The organism is Pseudoalteromonas sp. 10-33 (assembly GCF_001469195.1).
In the GTDB taxonomy this organism is placed as follows: Bacteria; Pseudomonadota; Gammaproteobacteria; order Enterobacterales; family Alteromonadaceae; genus Pseudoalteromonas.
In genome coordinates, this window is the sequence record NZ_LOFI01000006.1 from 1 (window position 1) to 17,377 (window position 17,377).

Below are 17,377 nucleotides of genomic sequence, written 5' to 3' on the forward strand. Positions count from 1 at the left end.
AGGTACGCCGCATCATGCGTGACTTGGGATTGGTATGCAAACAACCAGGGCCTCATTCATATAAATTAGCGACGGTGGAGCGGCTAGATATTCCAAACATACTTAACCGTGAGTTTGACGTTGATGGCCCAAACCAAGTTTGGTGTGGGGATATTACGTATATTTGGACAGGTAATAAATGGTCTTATCTAGCTGTTATTATCGACTTATTTGCTCGTCGTGTGGTTGGCTGGGCAATGTCAGATAAGCCTGATACTGACTTAGTTATTAAAGCATTAGATAGAGCATACGAGCAACGAGGCAAGCCACTTGGGCTTATGTTTCATTCAGACCAAGGCAGTCAGTACAGCGCAAAAAGGTTTCAACAAAGGCTGTGGCGTTACCGTATAGAACAAAGTATGAGCCGCCGAGGAAATTGCTGGGATAATGCCCCGATGGAGCGCCTATTTAGAAGCTTAAAAACGGAATGGGTTCTTTCGTTAGGTTATAGTAATTACCAAGAAGCTGAAAAAGATATTAGCTATTATTTAATGAATTATTATAACTGGCGCAGGCCACATAGCCACAACCAAATGGTTGCCCCTGCTATAGCAGAAGAAAAACTTAATTTACTGTCCGGAATTAGTTGACCACAACAATTGATCTTTAATAAAAAAATGCACAAAGAGAAGAGAGTGAGGAGGAAATGAGAAGTGAAAGCTGTAGGCGCAAAGCTTGCTCGCGCAAGATGCTATTTACTTCTCCAAAAGTGAAGCGCCTCTAAGCCTCATTGTGACTTATTTATCTTTATAAAAAATGCACAAAGAGAAGAGAATGAGGAGGAAATGAGAAGTGAAAGCTGTAGGCGCGAAGCTTTCTCGCGCAAGTTGCTTTTTACTTCTCTAAAAGCGAAGTGCCTCTAAGCCTCTTTGTGACTTATTGATCTTTATAAAAAATGCACAAAGAGAAGAGAATGAGGAGTAAATGAGAAGTGAAAGCTGTAGGCGCAAAGCTTGCTCGCGCAAGTTGCTATTTACTTCTCTAAAAGCGAAGCACCTCTAAATCTTTTTGTGAATAAATTGGCTTTATTTATGAGCTATCGCTCGTCACGCCAGCAAAATTGGGTCTACAAAGTAATTTACCCGGTGATAATTTTAGCCACCTTTTTTTATGGTATTGGCGATGGTTTGTGATGGGTTCTCACCGAAAAGCTGCGTATAGTCTTTAGCAAATTGCCCTGCATGCCAAAACCCCCAGTTTGCAGCAATGATTGAAATAGGCTTAGTTTGACCGACTAATTTAAGTTCACGCCGTACATTATTTAAACGCGATAAGCGTAAAAATCGCAGCGGGTTAATACCTAATATACTTTCGAAGCTGTACTGTAAAGTTCGCCTGCTGACATGTGTGAGTTCGCATAATTGTGTAATAGTCACTGTGTTCTGTGGGTCAGCTTTAATATATTCTTTTACTTTGTCTACCACGGCTTTGCGATGCTTATAACTTGGCGCAATGTTGTGCTGCTGACTTTCAGTTTTTAATAAATTTAGCGCAAGCATGTAAAGCATTTCTTGTTGTAAATTGGCGTTTAAGCCATGGGCACCATGATTAACCATGCTGTTAATAATACTGCGCGCTCTGTTGAGAGTTGGGCTATTTACTGTGAGTCGCTCTGCGCCGAAGGCATTTATGTTTTGTAAATTAATACCGTGTAGTTGCGCCATGCATTCAATTGATTGCCAGTTAATCACTACCCCATAAATATTAAATTTTTCAGGGGTTATTAATTCAAAATCGCTGTGACTACTGCGGCACATAAATTGGTTATTTAGAACATCTAAGCCATTAATTTTACTTTCGCACGATGTTTTAGGAATACCCAACCAAAGAGAGTTCTCGGCAATAACACATTGCTGGCGAAGTGCACGCTCTGTGTACTCTTCAAATACGTGTAGATTAGGATGAGCAATGCCTTCAATACAACCAAAAAAACCACCTTCACTAACCTGATCATACTTTTGATCCCAGTTGGTCAGGTTACTTGCTTGTTCATCAATGTCGTGAGTATGTACTTTGCTCTTTTGTGGTGCGTTAGATAAATGCTGATGCGCCATTTTGGATTCGCTCTTTATTTTGTATTGCTTATTGAGGAACTTTAAGCGTGTTTTGAATCTTTTAAGCTGCTGATTTATATTTAAAAAATCGATTTGCCAAAATTCGATAGTGCTTTGGTACGAATTAAGCTTTTAGTACTTAAATGACAAATAACTATAAATAATGCTGTAGCAAAACCTGTACCAAGGTTTGAAAGAGTTAGATGAGGTAAAGAATGGGGCAAACGTATCGCTACACGCTTGGTACAAAAACCTACCAATTTAGAGATTTAGCCGAATTGATGGCTAAAGCGACCGCGCAGCGTTCGGGCGATAGGTTGGCTGGCGTTATTGCGCAGTCGGCGCAAGAACGAGCCGTGGCACAAATGACATTAGCTGAGGTGCCACTTAAAACATTTTTAAATGAAGCGTTAATTCCTTACGAAGACGACGAAATAACACGTCTAATTTTAGACGATCACGATGCACACGCATTTAAGGCAATAGCGCATTTAACTGTTGGGGATTTTCGTAATTGGTTATTGAGTGATTTTGCCACCCCAGGGGTATTAGCCAGTGTAAGGGCCGCAATAACCCCTGAGATGGCTGCAGCAGTTAGCAAAATAATGCGTAATCAGGATTTAATTTTAATTGCTAAAAAATGCCACGTAACCAGTGCATTTAGAAATACGATTGGTTTGCCCGGGCATTTATCAACGCGTTTACAACCTAATCACCCAACCGATGATATTAATGGGATTGCGGCCAGCATGTTGGATGGCTTGCTTTACGGGAATGGTGACGCGGTAATAGGTATAAACCCTGCCACCGACAATGTAGCTCAGGCCATTAAGCTAATGACGCTAATGGATGATGTTATACAAAAATACGAAATTCCAACACAAAGCTGCGTGCTGACTCATGTAACTAATACGATTGAATGCATTGAAGCAGGCGCACCAGTTGATTTGGTTTTTCAGTCAGTAGGAGGCACAGAGGCAACAAACACAAGCTTTGGTTTTAATTTAAATACGCTCGCTGAAGCGCAAGATGCCGCGCTTAGTTTAAAGCGCGGCACGGTGGGCAACAATGTCATGTATTTTGAAACCGGGCAAGGTAGCTCGCTTTCAGCAAATGCGCATCATGGGCTTGATCAACAAACATGTGAAGCACGAGCATATGCTGTGGCAAGAAAGTTTAATCCGTTGCTTGTTAATACAGTTGTGGGGTTTATTGGCCCAGAGTATTTATTTGATGGCAAAGAAATTACCCGCGCGGGTCTGGAAGATCATTTTTGTGGCAAGTTGCTTGGTATTCCTATGGGTTGTGACGTGTGCTACACCAATCATGCAGAAGCCGACCAAAACGACATGGATAACTTACTTACGTTATTAGGTGTAGCGGGGTGTTCGTTTGTAATGGGGATCCCTGGTTCTGACGACATTATGTTGAATTATCAAACCACTTCGTTTCACGATGCGTTGTATGTACGCCGTGTACTGGGTTCAAAACACGCACCTGAATTTGAGGCATGGCTGAGTGAGATGAAAATAATGCAAAGCACTGAAAATGTGACTTTGTCAGACTCATTACCTGCGGCGTTTGTAAAGCCACTTAACGCGATTTCAGGAGGGAATTAATGGCAAGTAACCCTAAAGCTTTAAATGTAAACACCAATCATAAAAGTAATGGCAAGGTGGTACATAATCCGTGGAATGATTTACGCCGCTTTACTGATGCGCGAATTGGCCTTGGTAGAGCGGGGATTAGTTTACCGACTTCAGAAATGCTGGCGTTTCAGTTATCTCATGCCCAAGCCCGCGATGCAGTGAGTTTTCCGCTGGATATTAATCAAATGAAAAATAGCCTTGGTGTTTTAACTCCCCGCACTCCTATTTTGCATTTACATAGCCAAGCGGTTGATCGAGTAAGTTATCTTCAACGCCCTGATTTAGGACGTAAGTTAAGTAAAAAAAGCCAAGATATTTTGCTTGATTTTATGGCAGAGCAAAAGCAAACCCCACCTTTAAATTACGATTTGGCTCTTGTCGTGGTCGATGGTCTTTCGTCACTAGCAGTACAAAAAAATGCGCACCCATTTATTAGTGAACTGTTGGCACAACTGGGCAAAAGTCAGCAACTTAAACTAGCGCCAATAACCTTAGTAGAACAAGGACGTGTAGCTATTGGCGACGATATTGGTGAGTTATTAAATGCGCAAATAGTCATGGTGCTAATAGGTGAGCGCCCAGGGCTTAGCTCGCCTGATAGTTTGGGGCTTTATTTAACATGGGCGCCAAAAACAGGGTTAAACGATGCGTGCCGAAATTGTATTTCAAATATTCGACCTGCGGGTTTGTCTTATGAAGAGGCGGCTCGCCGTGCAGTGTATTTATTACGCGAGGCAAAAAAGCTCAAGTTAACAGGCGTTAACCTAAAAGATCGAACACAAGATAATGTAATTGAACATCAGCAACCTAATACCCACTTTTTAATTGGCTAATAGTAAGCAATTAAAAATTAAAACAATAAAAATGAAGCATCAACGGAGATAACAATGTCGAATAATAATTCAGAATACCTTGCCAAAAGGCAATTAAAAAGCGGTACCGCAGGTTGGTTATTACTAGCCGGTCTAGGGGTGTCGTATGTTATATCGGGCGATTTTGCTGGTTGGAATTTTGGCATAGCTGAGGCGGGTTGGGGTGGTTTTGCCATTGCAGCAGTGCTAATGGCAATTATGTATTTAACATTGGTACTTTCGCTGGCTGAAATGTCGGCAGCTATACCTGCAGCAGGAGGCGGATACAGTTTTGCTCGCCAAGCAATGGGCCCCGCTGGTGGCTATTTAACAGGCCTTGCCGTATTAATTGAATACGCTCTTGCGCCCGCCGCTATTGTTATATTTATTGGCTCTGCGGTAGAAGCATTAACTGGGTTTAATGGCCCGTGGGTTTATGCGCTGTTTTACTTGGCATTTGTGGGCATTCACTTAGCGGGTGTAGGTGAGGCACTAAAAGTGATGATGGTAATAAGTGGGTTAGCGGTGCTTGCTATTGTTGCCACTGCGGTTGTGCTTGTAACTAATTTTGATGCAGCTAATTTATTTGATGTGGCGGTCAGCGACGCCGCTGGCGCAACTGAGTTTTTACCATTAGGTTGGTATGGCGTATGGGCCGCACTGCCATTTGCTATGTGGTTATTTTTAGCCGTTGAGGGTGTACCACTTGCTGCAGAAGAAGCAAAAAATCCCGCTAAAGATGTGCCAAAAGGCATTATTGGAGCAATGGTATTTTTACTGTTCACTGCATTGTTAGTCGTGGTGTTAGTGCCCGGTGCTGCTGGTGCCAACGCCATGGGAGCAAGTGCAGTACCTTTGGTTGATTCGCTGAACGCCACGGGTAATACAAGCTTAGCCACGGTGGTCAATATTTTAGGCTTAGCGGGGTTGGTCGCATCGTTTTTTTCTATTATTTATGGTTATAGCCGTTTAGTGTTTGCCCTTTCACGAGCGGGTTATTTACCACAATCTTTGTCAATTACCACAAAGCGTAAAGTACCGGCTCGTGCGTTAATAGTGCCTGCTATTTTTGGTTTTATTGCCTCACTAAGTGGTGAAGGTGATTTAATGTTGGCAATGGCGGTTGTGGGTGCAACGGTATCTTACGCATTAATGGCATTAAGCCATATTATGCTACGTATTAAGCAACCTGAATTAGTTCGCCCTTATAAAACGCCTGGTGGTGTGGTTACATCTGGTATTGCACTTGTACTATCGCTTGTTGCACTTACCGGTGTATACGCCTTTGACCCTCGAGCGTTTCTATACACGGTAATTTTATTTGCATTGGGTGCGGCATATTATTTTGGCTACAGCTCTAAGCATTTAATGGCTAAAACGGCTGATGAAGAATTTGCTATGTTAGCTGATGCAGAATCTGATTTAGCAATGGCGGTAAACGAGGGGTAATAAAGGTTAAGGAATACCAATCTGCAATAATACTTAATCATTTTGCGGGGCTAAACGTTCAACACGTTTTTCCACCTTCAAAATAGATCAGTTAATTAAGCGAATTGGTATAAACCGATAAGGCAGGCTAAAAACAGTGTTTTAGCCTGCTTTTTCTGAATTAGTCAATATGGGCGGTTGAATCTCTAACTACCAGTTCAGGGGTATATTGCTTGATAATGTCGCGGTCGTTGCCATTACGAATTTGCGCAATTAATAAGTTAGCAGCATCTTGCGCTATTTGGTTGTTAGGCTGGTGAGCGGTGGTAAGCTTAGGCCATGTTTGGCGCGAAAACGGGCTATCTTCAAAGCCTGTAATTGATAATTGACTCGGTATGTCAATTTCCATTAAGCGCGCTGCAAATAACGCACCTGCAGCGATTTCATCGTTACAAGACACAATAGCGGTTGGCCGGTTGGTTTGATTTATTAATACTTTTGCCCCTTCAACACCTGACTCAAACGAGTACTCTCCGGCAATGATCAACTGCGAGTCTATTTCAATATTATGCTGCGTTAAAGCTGCTTTATAGCCCTCTAATCGTTCTTTAGTTGAGTTATGCTCTGAGCCACCTGCTAAAAAACCAATACGGGTGTGTCCATTATTAATTAAATGCTCAGTAATAGATTTCGAAGCGCAGTTATCGTCAATCATAATACACGGGGTTAACGTATCTGGTGCGCTGTGGCCCGATAGTATGCGCACAACTTTAATATTTAACTGCGTGAGTTTTTCTACAAAATTGGGCATTTCTGAAAAGGGCGGTGTGAGTAAAATACCTGCAATTCGCGTGCGTTTTACCATGTCGGTAATTTCATCTATTATTCGTGTTTCTTTCGCATCGCATGGGTGAATGAGTAGTTCAAAACCTTGTTTTTTACAGGCATCTAAAATACCTCTTTGCATGTCTATGATGTAATAGGCATTAGGATTATCGTAAATATAGGCAATACTGTAAGCTTTTGTTCCTGCAAGGCTTCTTGCTGCTAAGTTTGGATGGTAGTTTAGCTTTTCAACCGACGCCATGACTTTTTCACGCGTATTGTCACGCACAGACGCTTCGTTGTTTATTACTCGCGATACCGTTTTTATCGATACCCCTGCATCTTTTGCCACGTCGTTTATTGTTGCTTTCATAAGCTTAATAGACCTTTAATATTATTTTTTTTGGCACTAATTTATTCGTTAATATCGACAGTTAAAATAGCGATAACTGCGCATTGGATATCATTTTTAATGAACAAATTATAAAGACATCCGTTGAGATTGATAGTTAATTTATTGAATGGGTATCGCAGATCATGAAAATCCTGAAATTTTTTATAAAAAAATGACTAATTTATTATTTATAAAATACAACACATTATGTAATTTGTATGATTTATTATGTAAATATTTTGTATCTTTTTTGCGCTCGTATGTAGCTATGAAAATAAAAACGGTGTAAAGTCGCTTCGTAATGACAACGCTGTCATGGGGTTTAACACACAATGACATGACACCGTAGCGCGTTGTTTATTTATAAAAAATACTGACACTCAGACACTAGAACACTAAAAAAAAATGAAACACCAATAAGGGGAAACCAATGTCAAATTCACTGTTTAAAAAGGGAATGCTAGCTAGTTCAATTGCACTTATTTTATCTGGTAGCTTATCTGCTGCGGCCATTGCACAAGATGCGCAATTAGCACAAGAAGAAATAGAAGTTATTGAGGTTAAAGGGATCCGCAGTTCACTAAAAGAAAACCTTAATGCAAAACGCTTTTCTTCAAATGTGTCAGACGTGATCACGTCTGAGGACATTGGCAAGTTCCCTGACAAAAACGTTGCTGAAACACTGTCTCGTATTACTGGTGTTGCAGTTAGCCGTGAATTTGGTGAAGGTGAAAAAATCAGTATTCGTGGTGCTGGCCCAAAATACAACCGAACATTGTTAAATGGTCAAACGGTGGGTACTGCTGATTGGTTTATTTTAGATGAAGCAAACCGAAGCTTTAACTACACCATGCTACCGTCAGTTATTGTAAAAGGACTTGAGGTGAACAAATCACCTGTGGCAAGTATTGATGAGGGCTCTATAGGGGGCACTATTGTACTTAAAACACGCCGCCCGTTGGATATGGATGCAAACTCAGTTAGTTTGTCATTAGAAGGGCAGTATTCAGAAACATCTGGCGAAACAGATCCACAGTTAGCGGGAATGTATTCGTGGAAAAATGACGATGAAACATTGGGTGTTATGGTATCGGCTGTTAAGCAAGAACGTAATTTAGAGCGTCAAGGTTTTGAAGTGCTAGGTTGGGTTGAAAGCGACGATGATGAGTATATTGTGCCTCGTAACATTGGCGCACCTAAATTTATTCAAAGCCGGGAGCGCGAAACCTTATTTGCAACCCTCCAATACGCACCGAACGATAACTTATTAATGACGTTAAATTATCTAGATTCGCAAATGGATGTAGACAACCAAAATTCTAACTTAATTAATTTTGCGTTTGGCGACCGCGCTGAAATTATTGCTAATGCGACTAAAGTTAAAAATGGCGCTATTTTAGCATCAAGCGCAGGCGGTAATTATGCTTACAATTACATTAATCGCGTATCAAGTACTGAAACAGATCAAGTACATCTCGATATTGACTACCAAGGCGATGGTTACAGCCTTAATTTTGAGCTAGGTAAAACCGCAGCGAGTGGGGGTACTTACCGTGAAACGTCTTGGGAATATGTTGCTGTTGGCTCAGGCTATGATTACGACTTAACGGGTACACCCAATGTAAATGTGGGTGTTAACGCCGCCGATGGTAATAACTTTGCAGCTGGATGGATTTGGGGCGGGGCAAAACCGACTACCGATGAAGAAACCTTTGCTCAAGCCGATTTAACATACGATGTTGAGTTTGGCCCATTCACAGCAATAAAAACAGGTGTTAAATATCGACAAGCAGAGCGAACTCAAGGGCGTCATGCTTATAGTTGGCATGCACCGTTTGCCGACGGTGGTGCAAATTCAGACAATTATCTAGATCACATTTTTGACACCTGCCCAACGCTTGCAACGTGTGGCTTAGATGCCAATGGCGCTACAAGTATTGATGCTGCTGTGACTGGTAATATTACTGAGCAAGTTTCACATAACCGTGAACTAATGGAAGAAATTGCCTTTAACGGTTTAAATGGAATATCTGCCAGTTATGCGATTCACGATAATTTAGCCGAAATTTGGGAAGTAGAAGAAGATATTTTGGCGCTGTATGTACAAGGTGATTTTTCTGGAGAGGGTTTCAGAGGTAATGTAGGTATGCGTTATGTAAGCACCGAGCAGACCTCTTATGGTTATGAGTTTTCAGGTGATTCGTGGGGCTTAAATACAATTAATGGTGATTGGTTAACGCCAAGCGTTTTAAACTGGGTAAGCCAAGATAATGACTACGCTGAGTTTTTACCAAGCTTTAACATTGCTTTTGATCTAACTGAAGAGCAAATACTTCGTATCGGTGCTGCACGTGTTATGGCTCGTCAAAATTGGGCCGATATTTCATCGTCAGAAACCTTCGGTTCATTAACCGGTGGTCGAGGCACAGGTAGCCGTGGTAATCCAAACTTAGCACCCACTATTTCAAATCAGTTTGATTTGTCATGGGAATGGTATTACAACGAGGCATCAATGCTATCGATTGCTTACTTTGCTAAAGACTTAAGCTCATTGCGCTCTACCGTTACCGTAACAGAGGATCGTTATGATCAAGAAAACGAAGTATTTGTTCCTGTTGATTTTGCACAGCCGGGTAATGGACTAGGTGGCACAATTCAAGGTATTGAATTGGGATTACAACACGATTTTGGTGGTTTTGGTGTATCAGCGAACTATACATACACAGATGCAAGCGCTGATGAGCAGCGAGATACAAATCAGGTTGGAAGTGGCTTAGTCGAAGGGACATCGAAAAATATGCTTAACTTAATGGCATATTACGAAAATGACGCTTACCAAGCGCGCATTATGTATAACTACCGAAGCGACTGGTATAAAGGTCTTCACTTTAATGGTGATGAGCTTTTCAATGACGCCTTTGGCCAGTGGGATGCAAGCGCCTCTTATAATGTAAATGAATACGTTACGCTTACTTTAGAAGCGGTTAACTTAACAGATGAAGAAATTGTTGAGTACAACACGAATGAAGAACGCATTATGTCTATTTACTCTAATGGACGCCGTTATGTGGCAGGTATTCGTGTTAACTTTTAAGTTAATATGAATAAGCATTTCAAAAGCCGAGTTTAGCTCGGCTTTTGGTTATTAATCACCTTGATACAAATTATGGTCTTTAATTATGCGTGCTTTAAAACAGGTAGCAACTTGGCATAATGTAACTCCAGCTATGTTTAAAAACGACATAGCACCACTAGCCGAGCCCGCCATTTTAAAAGGGTTAGTAAGTGATTGGCCGTTAGTAAAGCAAGTAACTAGCTGCACAGGCGAAAACCCTCATGCTTGGCTTAACATGTTAAGCGATTACTATGTGGGTGGCAGTGTTCGAATGGCTGAAATACCGCAAAGCGAATCACCTCAGTTTTTTTATAACAAAGCGCGTGATGGATTTAACTTTACCCGCAAAGTTGCACCTTTTATGCAATTTATGCAGGTGTTGTTACAAAATGCAGAGTTAATAAAGGCGGGCAATAACCCTGGTGCTGTTGCTATTCAAAGTGCCCCTGTTGTTGATTATTTTAATGACCTTGCAACAACTCACACTATGGCGTTATTTGCAGATAAACCAAAGCCGCGATTTTGGCTGGGTAATCAGTCAACGGTGGTGGCTCATTATGATGATGCAGAAAATATTGCCTGCGTAATTGCTGGTGAGCGCAAGGTTACTTTATTTGCACCGCATCAAATCACAAATTTGTATGTAGGCTCTATTGAGCATACGCCAGCGGGTGCGCCAGTTTCAATGGTGGATTTAAATAATCCCGATTTTGAAAAATTCCCCAAGTTTAAGCAAGCACTCAATGAGGCACTTGTCGCTCAGCTACAACCGGGAGATGCATTATATATTCCTACCTTGTGGTGGCATCATGTAGAGGCATTAAGCCCTATAAATATGATGATGAATTATTGGTCGGGCGGGTCTATTGCAAAGAGCAGCGAACCCGTGCCAATGGATGCATTATTGTTATCAATTATGGCCATTAGAGATTTACCCACAGCTCAAAAAAAAGCGTGGCAGGCTTTTTTTAACTACCATATTTTTGACTTTGAAGAGGCGCAAAATCAGCATATTCCTGAACAGCTTAAAGGAATCTTAAACCCGCTTACAAGTCAACAACGAGCGCAAGTTAAGCAGTGGCTTATCAAGCAGCTCAGTTAATAGATTAAAGGATACAGGCAATGACACTCAAATCATTACTGATAGCAGGCTGTATAGCATTGAGCTTAACAGCGTGTCAGGACACAAAAACACACAAACAAAATGTTGAACTGGTTCAAGCGAGTAATAGCGCAATAGAGTCACTCGCTAATATGCTACAAATACAGTATGAACAAGTCGATAATAGACCGTCAGAATACTGCGATAAAACCATTGAAAACGGTAATTGCTTTGAAGCAAAGCTACACATTAAAGCAAGTGGTGCCGTTAATGTGGATGGGTGGAAAATTTACTTTAGTCAAATTACGCCTATTCAACAGACTCTCAGTGATGAATTTACTATTACTCATGTTAATGGTGACCTTCATGTAATTGAGTTAAAAGAGGCGTTTACGGGGTTTAAAGCAGGCGAAACCAAAACTATTACGTTTTATGCTAATTTTTGGTCGTTATCGCAAAGTGATGCAATCCCAAATTATATTTTGGTTAACCATAATGAGTACGCCAAAGTAATTACAAGTACTAAGCCCACTGTTGACCCTGAGACAGGTTTAGAGCTATTACCTCATGTTGTACCTTATAGTGATTACGAGCGACAATTTAAGCGTACTAAAAACGATGAAACACAATGGCTGACAGCAGAACGTTTGTTTGAGCGAAACACAAAGTATGATTTTTCACCTTATTTAACAGATGAAAATAAACAAGTAGCACAGCACATCATTCCTACTCCAACTCAGGCTACATTTAGTCAAACACAACAGCTAGATATTAGCCAAGGCTTACGCTTTAACCTCAATGGTGTAAATGAAAAAGGGGTAACTGCGGCCATTGAGCGACTTAAATTATTGGGTTTAACGACGAGTGAATCTGGTGTTGCGGTAAATCTTAATTTAACACCCACAAAAGATGGCTCACAAGGTAGTTATACATTAGCGATTAATGCCAGTGAAATAAATATAAGCGCCACTGATGAATCTGGTGTGTTTTATGCTTTGCAGAGCTTGGCGAGTTTATACCAAGTAAACAATACAACACTGCCAATAGGTCAGGTGAACGATGCTCCTCATTATGAATTTAGAGGCGTGTTGGTGGACGTGGCCCGTAACTTTCGAGACAAAGCATTTATATTAAAGTTACTTGATCAAATGGCTGCATATAAGCTTAATAAATTACACTTACATTTAGCCGATGACGAAGGTTGGCGTTTAGAAATCCCTTCTCTTGAAGAGCTTACTGATGTTGCTTCAAAACGCTGTTTTGACCTCTCAGAGCAGGAGTGTTTAATGCCACAACTTGGTGCTGGTATAGATACTTCTAGCCCGGTTAATGGTTTTTATTCAGTGGATGATTACCAAGAAATCCTTAAATTTGCGAGTGCGCGACATATTCAAGTTATTCCCTCATTAGATATGCCAGGTCATTCGCGAGCGGCTATTAAGGCTATGCAAGCTCGTTATAATAAGTACATAAAACAGGGTGATAAACAAAAAGCTGAACAGTTTTTACTTTATGATCCGCTCGATACCACCGTGTATTCTTCGGTACAGCATTACAACGATAACACCATCAATGTATGTTTAGATTCATCGTATGCGTTTATACGCGAAGTTATGGAGCAAGTTAAAATAATTCATAATGAAGCGCAGCACCCGCTAACGCGTTATCACATAGGTGCAGATGAAACAGCGGGTGCATGGGTATCGTCTCCAGCTTGTACTGAGTTTATTAAACAAAATAATTTGCCGTTTACCAAAGCTGAGCAATTAGGTAGCTACTTTATAGAGCGTGTGTCGAACATGTTAGCTGACATGAATATTGAAACAGCTGCATGGAGTGATGGCCTATCGCATACTAACCCAAATAATATGCCTGACATTGTGCAAGGTAATAGTTGGGATTTACTGATGTGGAATGGCCACCAGCGCGCGCACCAATTTGCTAATCGTAATTGGCAGGTAGTGGTGTCATCACCCGATGTTTTATATTTTGATTTTCCTTATGAAGCAGATCCTCAAGAGCACGGTTATTACTGGGCTTCAAGGCATATTAATACAGAAAAAGTATTTCAATTTATGCCTGATAATTTACCCGTACACGCCGAATTTTGGTTAGACAGAGAAGATAGGCCTTACACCGCAAACGACACGGTTATAAAAAATGATGCAGGTGAAGTTGAGTTTGCACCGCTTGAAAAAGGTAAGCAATTTATTGGTATTCAAGGTCAGTTATGGAGCGAAAATACCCGTACCAATAATATGGCTGAGTATAAGCTTTTTCCTCGTTTATTATCGTTAGCACAACGCGCATGGCACAAGGCGCAATGGGCGGTGCCTTACGATCATGATGGCTTTGTTTATAGCCGAAATACGCAGCGTTTTACGCCTTCACTGAAGCAGCAGCGAGACCAACAATGGTTAACGTTTGCCGCTAGTTTAGGGCTTAAAGAGTTTAATAAGTTAGAGAGGGCAAATGTGCACTTTCGCATTGCTAACGCAGGAGCCAAAATTGAAAACGGCATGTTGTACGCTAACGTTGCTTACCCCGGTTTGCTAATAGAATATATGCAAGCCGGAGGGCAATGGCAGACGTATAATGCGCCGGTAAAAGTAACTCAAGATGTGTGGGTGCGTACCAAATTGCCAGTATCTGGTCGTGTTAGCCGTACATTAAAAGTAACACAGCAGTAGCATACACACCCCTTAAATTATAAGGGGTGTAGAAACATAATTTGAATATAAATTAAAGAATGACAACGCTGTCATTTGTGTTAGTATAAGATTCATCCGCTCTGGCAGCGTGTTTTATTTTGAGTGTTATGCAACACGGTCGAACAAGTAAAGAGGCAAAAATGATCACCAATACAATTAATAATGAACTCTTTGTTGGGATCGATGGGGGCGGCACTAAATGTAAAGCAATTATCGTTAACAGCGCGAATGAAATTTTAGGAGCGGGTATTGCTGGGCCAGGAAACCCTTTACATGGATTTACACAGGCTATTAATTCTATAGAGCAGTCAGCTCAATTGGCTCTTAATGATGCAGGTTTAAGTGAAACTCCTTTATCCTACTTAGTCGCGGGTGTGGGGTTGGCGGGTGTTAACTTACCAAGCCTACATAAACAAATGATGCATTGGAAAAGCCCCTTCAAAACAATGTATTTAACTACCGATTTACTTATTGCTTGTATGGGTGCACATCAAGGTGATGATGGTGCAGTGATAATTGCTGGTACGGGTTCGTGTGGTTTTTCATATGTTAAAGGACAGTCTTTTATGATTGGCGGACATGGCTTTCCGCATGGCGATAAAGGAAGTGGTGCATGGATTGGTTTTACAGCATGCCAAAACGTGTTGTTGAGCTTAGATAAGCTAATGCCTAATAACACGCTGACTGAATGTATTTTAAAGTATTTATCGGTCAATGATGCCATGGAGTTAGTCGAAATTATTGCAAATAAACCGGCTGCATTTTTTGCTCAATTAGCCGGGTGTGTATTTCAGTCAGCTGCGGCAAACGACGATATTGCTATTAGTATTTTAAAAGAAAGCGGTGCCTATTTGAGTGACATTGCTCGTCAATTATTAGCCAAAAAATCACCAAGATTATCTTTTATAGGTGGATTGTCTTCGGTTATGACGCCTTGGCTGGACATAGATATTCAAGGTGTTTTATCTGCGCCTTTATCATCACCCGAAATGGGATCAGTACTTTACGCGAAACAACAGCAAGTTAACTACAGCAGTCAGGAGCTATGATGTATCACACATTAATGGAAAAAGAAGCGGCGCAAACGCCCGAAGTCATTAAACAGCAAATTCTTGCTAATCAGCCTCTAGTAGAAAAAATTGGCCAAAAACTACGTGATATTGCACCTAAAATGGTGATGATCATCGGCCGTGGTTCGTCAGATCATGCTGGAGTATTTGGTAAATATTTAATAGAAATTGAAGCAGGTATCCCTGTTAGTTCAGCGGCGCCGTCGGTTGCCAGTGTGTACGGTAAAACACTTAAACTTGATAGTGCATTGGTGATTGTTATTTCTCAATCAGGACGAAGCCCAGATATTATTGCCCAAGCTAAAATGGCAAAAGAAGCTGGCGCATACTGTATTGCACTGGTAAATGACGAAGCGTCACCGTTAAAAGACATTGTTGATGACTTTATTGGGCTTAAAGCGGGAGATGAAATATCGGTTGCGGCGACTAAAAGTTATTTATCTACGCTGTCAGCTTTAGTGCATTTAGTTGCTAATTGGACTCAAAATAACGAATTATTACAAGGGTTAAAGCAGTTACCTGAAGCATTAGATGCAATCATTGACTCACCAATACAACTTCAGTCAGACGCATTTTTGCCTGTTAAAAACATGGTTGTATTAGCGCGCGGTTTAGGGTTTTCAGTCTCTAAAGAAATGGCATTAAAACTTAAAGAAGTGTGTGCTATTCATGCAGAGGCATTTAGTAGTGCAGAATTTTTACACGGCCCCGTTACGTTAGTTGAACAAGGTTTGGTGATTTTAAACTGCGCGGTCGAAGATGAAACCGCATACTCTCACCAGCAGCAAATAGCAGACGTAACCCAGCGCGGCGCTCACATTATCAACCTTACTCAAAATGGGATTGCAGTGCACCCACGTTTAGCGCCGTTTTTAGTGCTGCAGCGTTTTTATTTAGATATTGCCAAAGTGGCAGTTAAGCGAGGCTTTAACCCCGACGAGCCCAAAGGGCTTAAAAAAGTAACAAGGACATTATAAATGTCAGTTCTACGTATTTTTGTTGCTACGCTGTTTGATGGTGATCAGTTTTTAAAAGACAAAGTGCTCACAATTGACGCGGGTGTTATTACCGCTATTGATGATAATACTAATAATGTAGATGAAACCTTATCAGGCTTAGTTACCCCTGGGTTTATAGATTTACAGGTAAATGGTGGTGGAGGTGTATTGTTTAACCGAGCACGCAGTGCATCAGAGGTTAAACGAATGCTTATGGCTCACGCTAAGTATGGCACAACAGCCATGCTGCCTACTTTAATTACCGATACAGTTGAAGTTATGCGCCAAGCGGCTGATGTAATAGCCGATGCGATTGTTAAACACACACCTGGCATTTTGGGCATTCACTTTGAAGGACCGCATTTATCTATAGCTAAAAAAGGGGCACATAGCGAAGAATTCATTCGTCCGATTTCAGATGATGAGTGGCAAGTTTTATCGCGCAAAGATATAGGCAAAGTGGTGGTTACATTAGCCCCTGAAAATGTATTGCCAAGTGATATTACTCAAATGCGTGAGTTAGGCATACATGTTTGCTTGGGCCATACAAATGCGTGTTTTGAGCAGGCACAACGAGCCGTTGATGCTGGCGCTACAGGATTTACACATTTATACAACGCCATGTCACCTTTGCAAGGGCGTGAGCCAGGCGTTGTGGGGTGTGCTTTGCTAAATGACAATACCTATTGTGGCTTAATAGTTGATGGTCATCATGTTGATTATGCTGCATGCCAAGTAGCACTGAAAGCTAAACCTAAAGGGCGTGTGTTTTTAGTGACCGATGCAATGCCACCGGTAGGTACAAACGAAACTGAATTTGCTTTTTTCGATCGAACAGTAACACTTAACCAAGGCAAGTTAACCTCAACAACGGGGGAGCTTGCAGGCTCAGTACTTGACATGGCAACGGCTGTAAAAAATAGCGTTGATCATTTACAGTTGCCACTATCAGAAGCACTAAAAATGGCATCTTTATACCCAGCACAGTATATTAACTTACCCACAACACATGGAAGGTTAATTGTTGGCAGCCCTGCTAATTTTGTTCAACTCGATACACACCAACAGGTTATAAGCACGTGGATTGGTGGTGAACAGCTTTTTTAAAAACGATAATAAATATAAATAAAGGAAAAATAAC

The 17,377-nt window shown here is 41.1% G+C and carries 12 protein-coding genes; 10 read left to right on the forward strand and 2 right to left on the reverse strand.

Annotation, left to right across the window (positions count from 1 at the left end):
* The coding region (locus tag ATS76_RS06065) for an IS3 family transposase (RefSeq protein WP_058551437.1) at positions 1-629 on the forward strand (629 nt) is incomplete at its 5' end.
* Between the two features lie 504 nt (positions 630-1,133).
* Here the strand turns inward: ATS76_RS06065 and ATS76_RS06075 are convergent.
* A complete protein-coding gene (locus ATS76_RS06075; RefSeq protein ID WP_058551439.1) occupies positions 1,134-2,093 on the reverse strand; it encodes a helix-turn-helix domain-containing protein in 960 nt (319 codons plus the stop codon).
* Between the two features lie 215 nt (positions 2,094-2,308).
* Here ATS76_RS06075 and ATS76_RS06080 point away from each other — a divergent pair, with 215 nt between their 5' ends.
* Genes ATS76_RS06080 through eat form a run of 3 tightly spaced genes read left to right on the forward strand, consistent with a single transcriptional unit; the run spans position 2,309 to position 6,042 of the window.
* Positions 2,309-3,712 carry an ethanolamine ammonia-lyase subunit EutB gene (locus ATS76_RS06080; RefSeq protein ID WP_058551440.1) on the forward strand — a complete coding sequence of 468 codons (1,404 nt, stop codon included), beginning with the start codon at positions 2,309-2,311 and terminating at the stop codon, positions 3,710-3,712.
* Positions 3,712-4,575 (forward strand): ethanolamine ammonia-lyase subunit EutC, encoded by an 864-nt coding sequence (gene eutC, locus ATS76_RS06085; RefSeq protein ID WP_058551441.1) that lies wholly within the window; start codon positions 3,712-3,714, stop codon positions 4,573-4,575. The genes ATS76_RS06080 and eutC overlap by 1 nt, the downstream gene beginning before the upstream one ends.
* A 54-nt stretch (positions 4,576-4,629) precedes the next feature.
* Complete coding sequence (gene eat / locus ATS76_RS06090; protein ID WP_058551442.1) at positions 4,630-6,042, forward strand: ethanolamine permease; 1,413 nt, start codon at positions 4,630-4,632, stop codon at positions 6,040-6,042.
* Positions 6,043-6,202: 160 nt separating this feature from the next.
* On the opposite strand, the gene ATS76_RS06095 is transcribed toward eat, so the two are convergent.
* On the reverse strand, positions 6,203-7,219 hold the full coding sequence (locus ATS76_RS06095; RefSeq protein WP_058551443.1) for a LacI family DNA-binding transcriptional regulator: 1,017 nt from the start codon (positions 7,217-7,219) through the stop codon (positions 6,203-6,205).
* Positions 7,220-7,670: 451 nt separating this feature from the next.
* On the opposite strand from ATS76_RS06095, the gene ATS76_RS06100 reads away from it, so the two are divergent.
* From ATS76_RS06100 to nagA, 6 genes are all read left to right on the forward strand, one after another.
* A complete protein-coding gene (locus ATS76_RS06100) occupies positions 7,671-10,334 on the forward strand; it encodes a TonB-dependent receptor (protein ID WP_058551444.1) in 2,664 nt (887 codons plus the stop codon).
* Between the two features lie 85 nt (positions 10,335-10,419).
* A complete protein-coding gene (locus ATS76_RS06105) occupies positions 10,420-11,457 on the forward strand; it encodes a cupin-like domain-containing protein (RefSeq protein ID WP_058551445.1) in 1,038 nt (345 codons plus the stop codon).
* Positions 11,458-11,477: 20 nt separating this feature from the next.
* On the forward strand, positions 11,478-14,147 hold the full coding sequence (locus ATS76_RS06110; protein WP_058551446.1) for a family 20 glycosylhydrolase: 2,670 nt from the start codon (positions 11,478-11,480) through the stop codon (positions 14,145-14,147).
* Positions 14,148-14,308: 161 nt separating this feature from the next.
* On the forward strand, positions 14,309-15,217 hold the full coding sequence (gene nagK / locus ATS76_RS06115) for an N-acetylglucosamine kinase (RefSeq protein WP_058551447.1): 909 nt from the start codon (positions 14,309-14,311) through the stop codon (positions 15,215-15,217).
* Positions 15,217-16,215 (forward strand): glucosamine-6-phosphate deaminase NagB-II, encoded by a 999-nt coding sequence (gene nagB-II / locus ATS76_RS06120; protein ID WP_058551448.1) that lies wholly within the window; start codon positions 15,217-15,219, stop codon positions 16,213-16,215. Before nagK ends, nagB-II begins: the two co-directional genes overlap by 1 nt.
* Positions 16,216-17,343 carry an N-acetylglucosamine-6-phosphate deacetylase gene (gene nagA / locus ATS76_RS06125; RefSeq protein WP_058551449.1) on the forward strand — a complete coding sequence of 376 codons (1,128 nt, stop codon included), beginning with the start codon at positions 16,216-16,218 and terminating at the stop codon, positions 17,341-17,343.
* Positions 17,344-17,377: the final 34 nt, after the last annotated feature.

Bases quoted from the DNA above. Each gene is read 5' to 3' on its own strand.
- ATS76_RS06110 (WP_058551446.1), top strand. From the start codon at position 11,478: ATGACACTCAAATCATTACTGATAGCAGGCTGTATAGCATTGAGCTTA.
- nagA (WP_058551449.1), top strand. From the start codon at position 16,216: ATGTCAGTTCTACGTATTTTTGTTGCTACGCTGTTTGATGGTGATCAG.
- ATS76_RS06095 (WP_058551443.1), bottom strand. From the start codon at position 7,219: ATGAAAGCAACAATAAACGACGTGGCAAAAGATGCAGGGGTATCGATA.
- ATS76_RS06105 (WP_058551445.1), top strand. From the start codon at position 10,420: ATGCGTGCTTTAAAACAGGTAGCAACTTGGCATAATGTAACTCCAGCT.
- nagB-II (WP_058551448.1), top strand. From the start codon at position 15,217: ATGTATCACACATTAATGGAAAAAGAAGCGGCGCAAACGCCCGAAGTC.
- eat (WP_058551442.1), top strand. From the start codon at position 4,630: ATGTCGAATAATAATTCAGAATACCTTGCCAAAAGGCAATTAAAAAGC.
- ATS76_RS06080 (WP_058551440.1), top strand. From the start codon at position 2,309: ATGGGGCAAACGTATCGCTACACGCTTGGTACAAAAACCTACCAATTT.
- nagK (WP_058551447.1), top strand. From the start codon at position 14,309: ATGATCACCAATACAATTAATAATGAACTCTTTGTTGGGATCGATGGG.
- ATS76_RS06100 (WP_058551444.1), top strand. From the start codon at position 7,671: ATGTCAAATTCACTGTTTAAAAAGGGAATGCTAGCTAGTTCAATTGCA.
- ATS76_RS06075 (WP_058551439.1), bottom strand. From the start codon at position 2,093: ATGGCGCATCAGCATTTATCTAACGCACCACAAAAGAGCAAAGTACAT.
- eutC (WP_058551441.1), top strand. From the start codon at position 3,712: ATGGCAAGTAACCCTAAAGCTTTAAATGTAAACACCAATCATAAAAGT.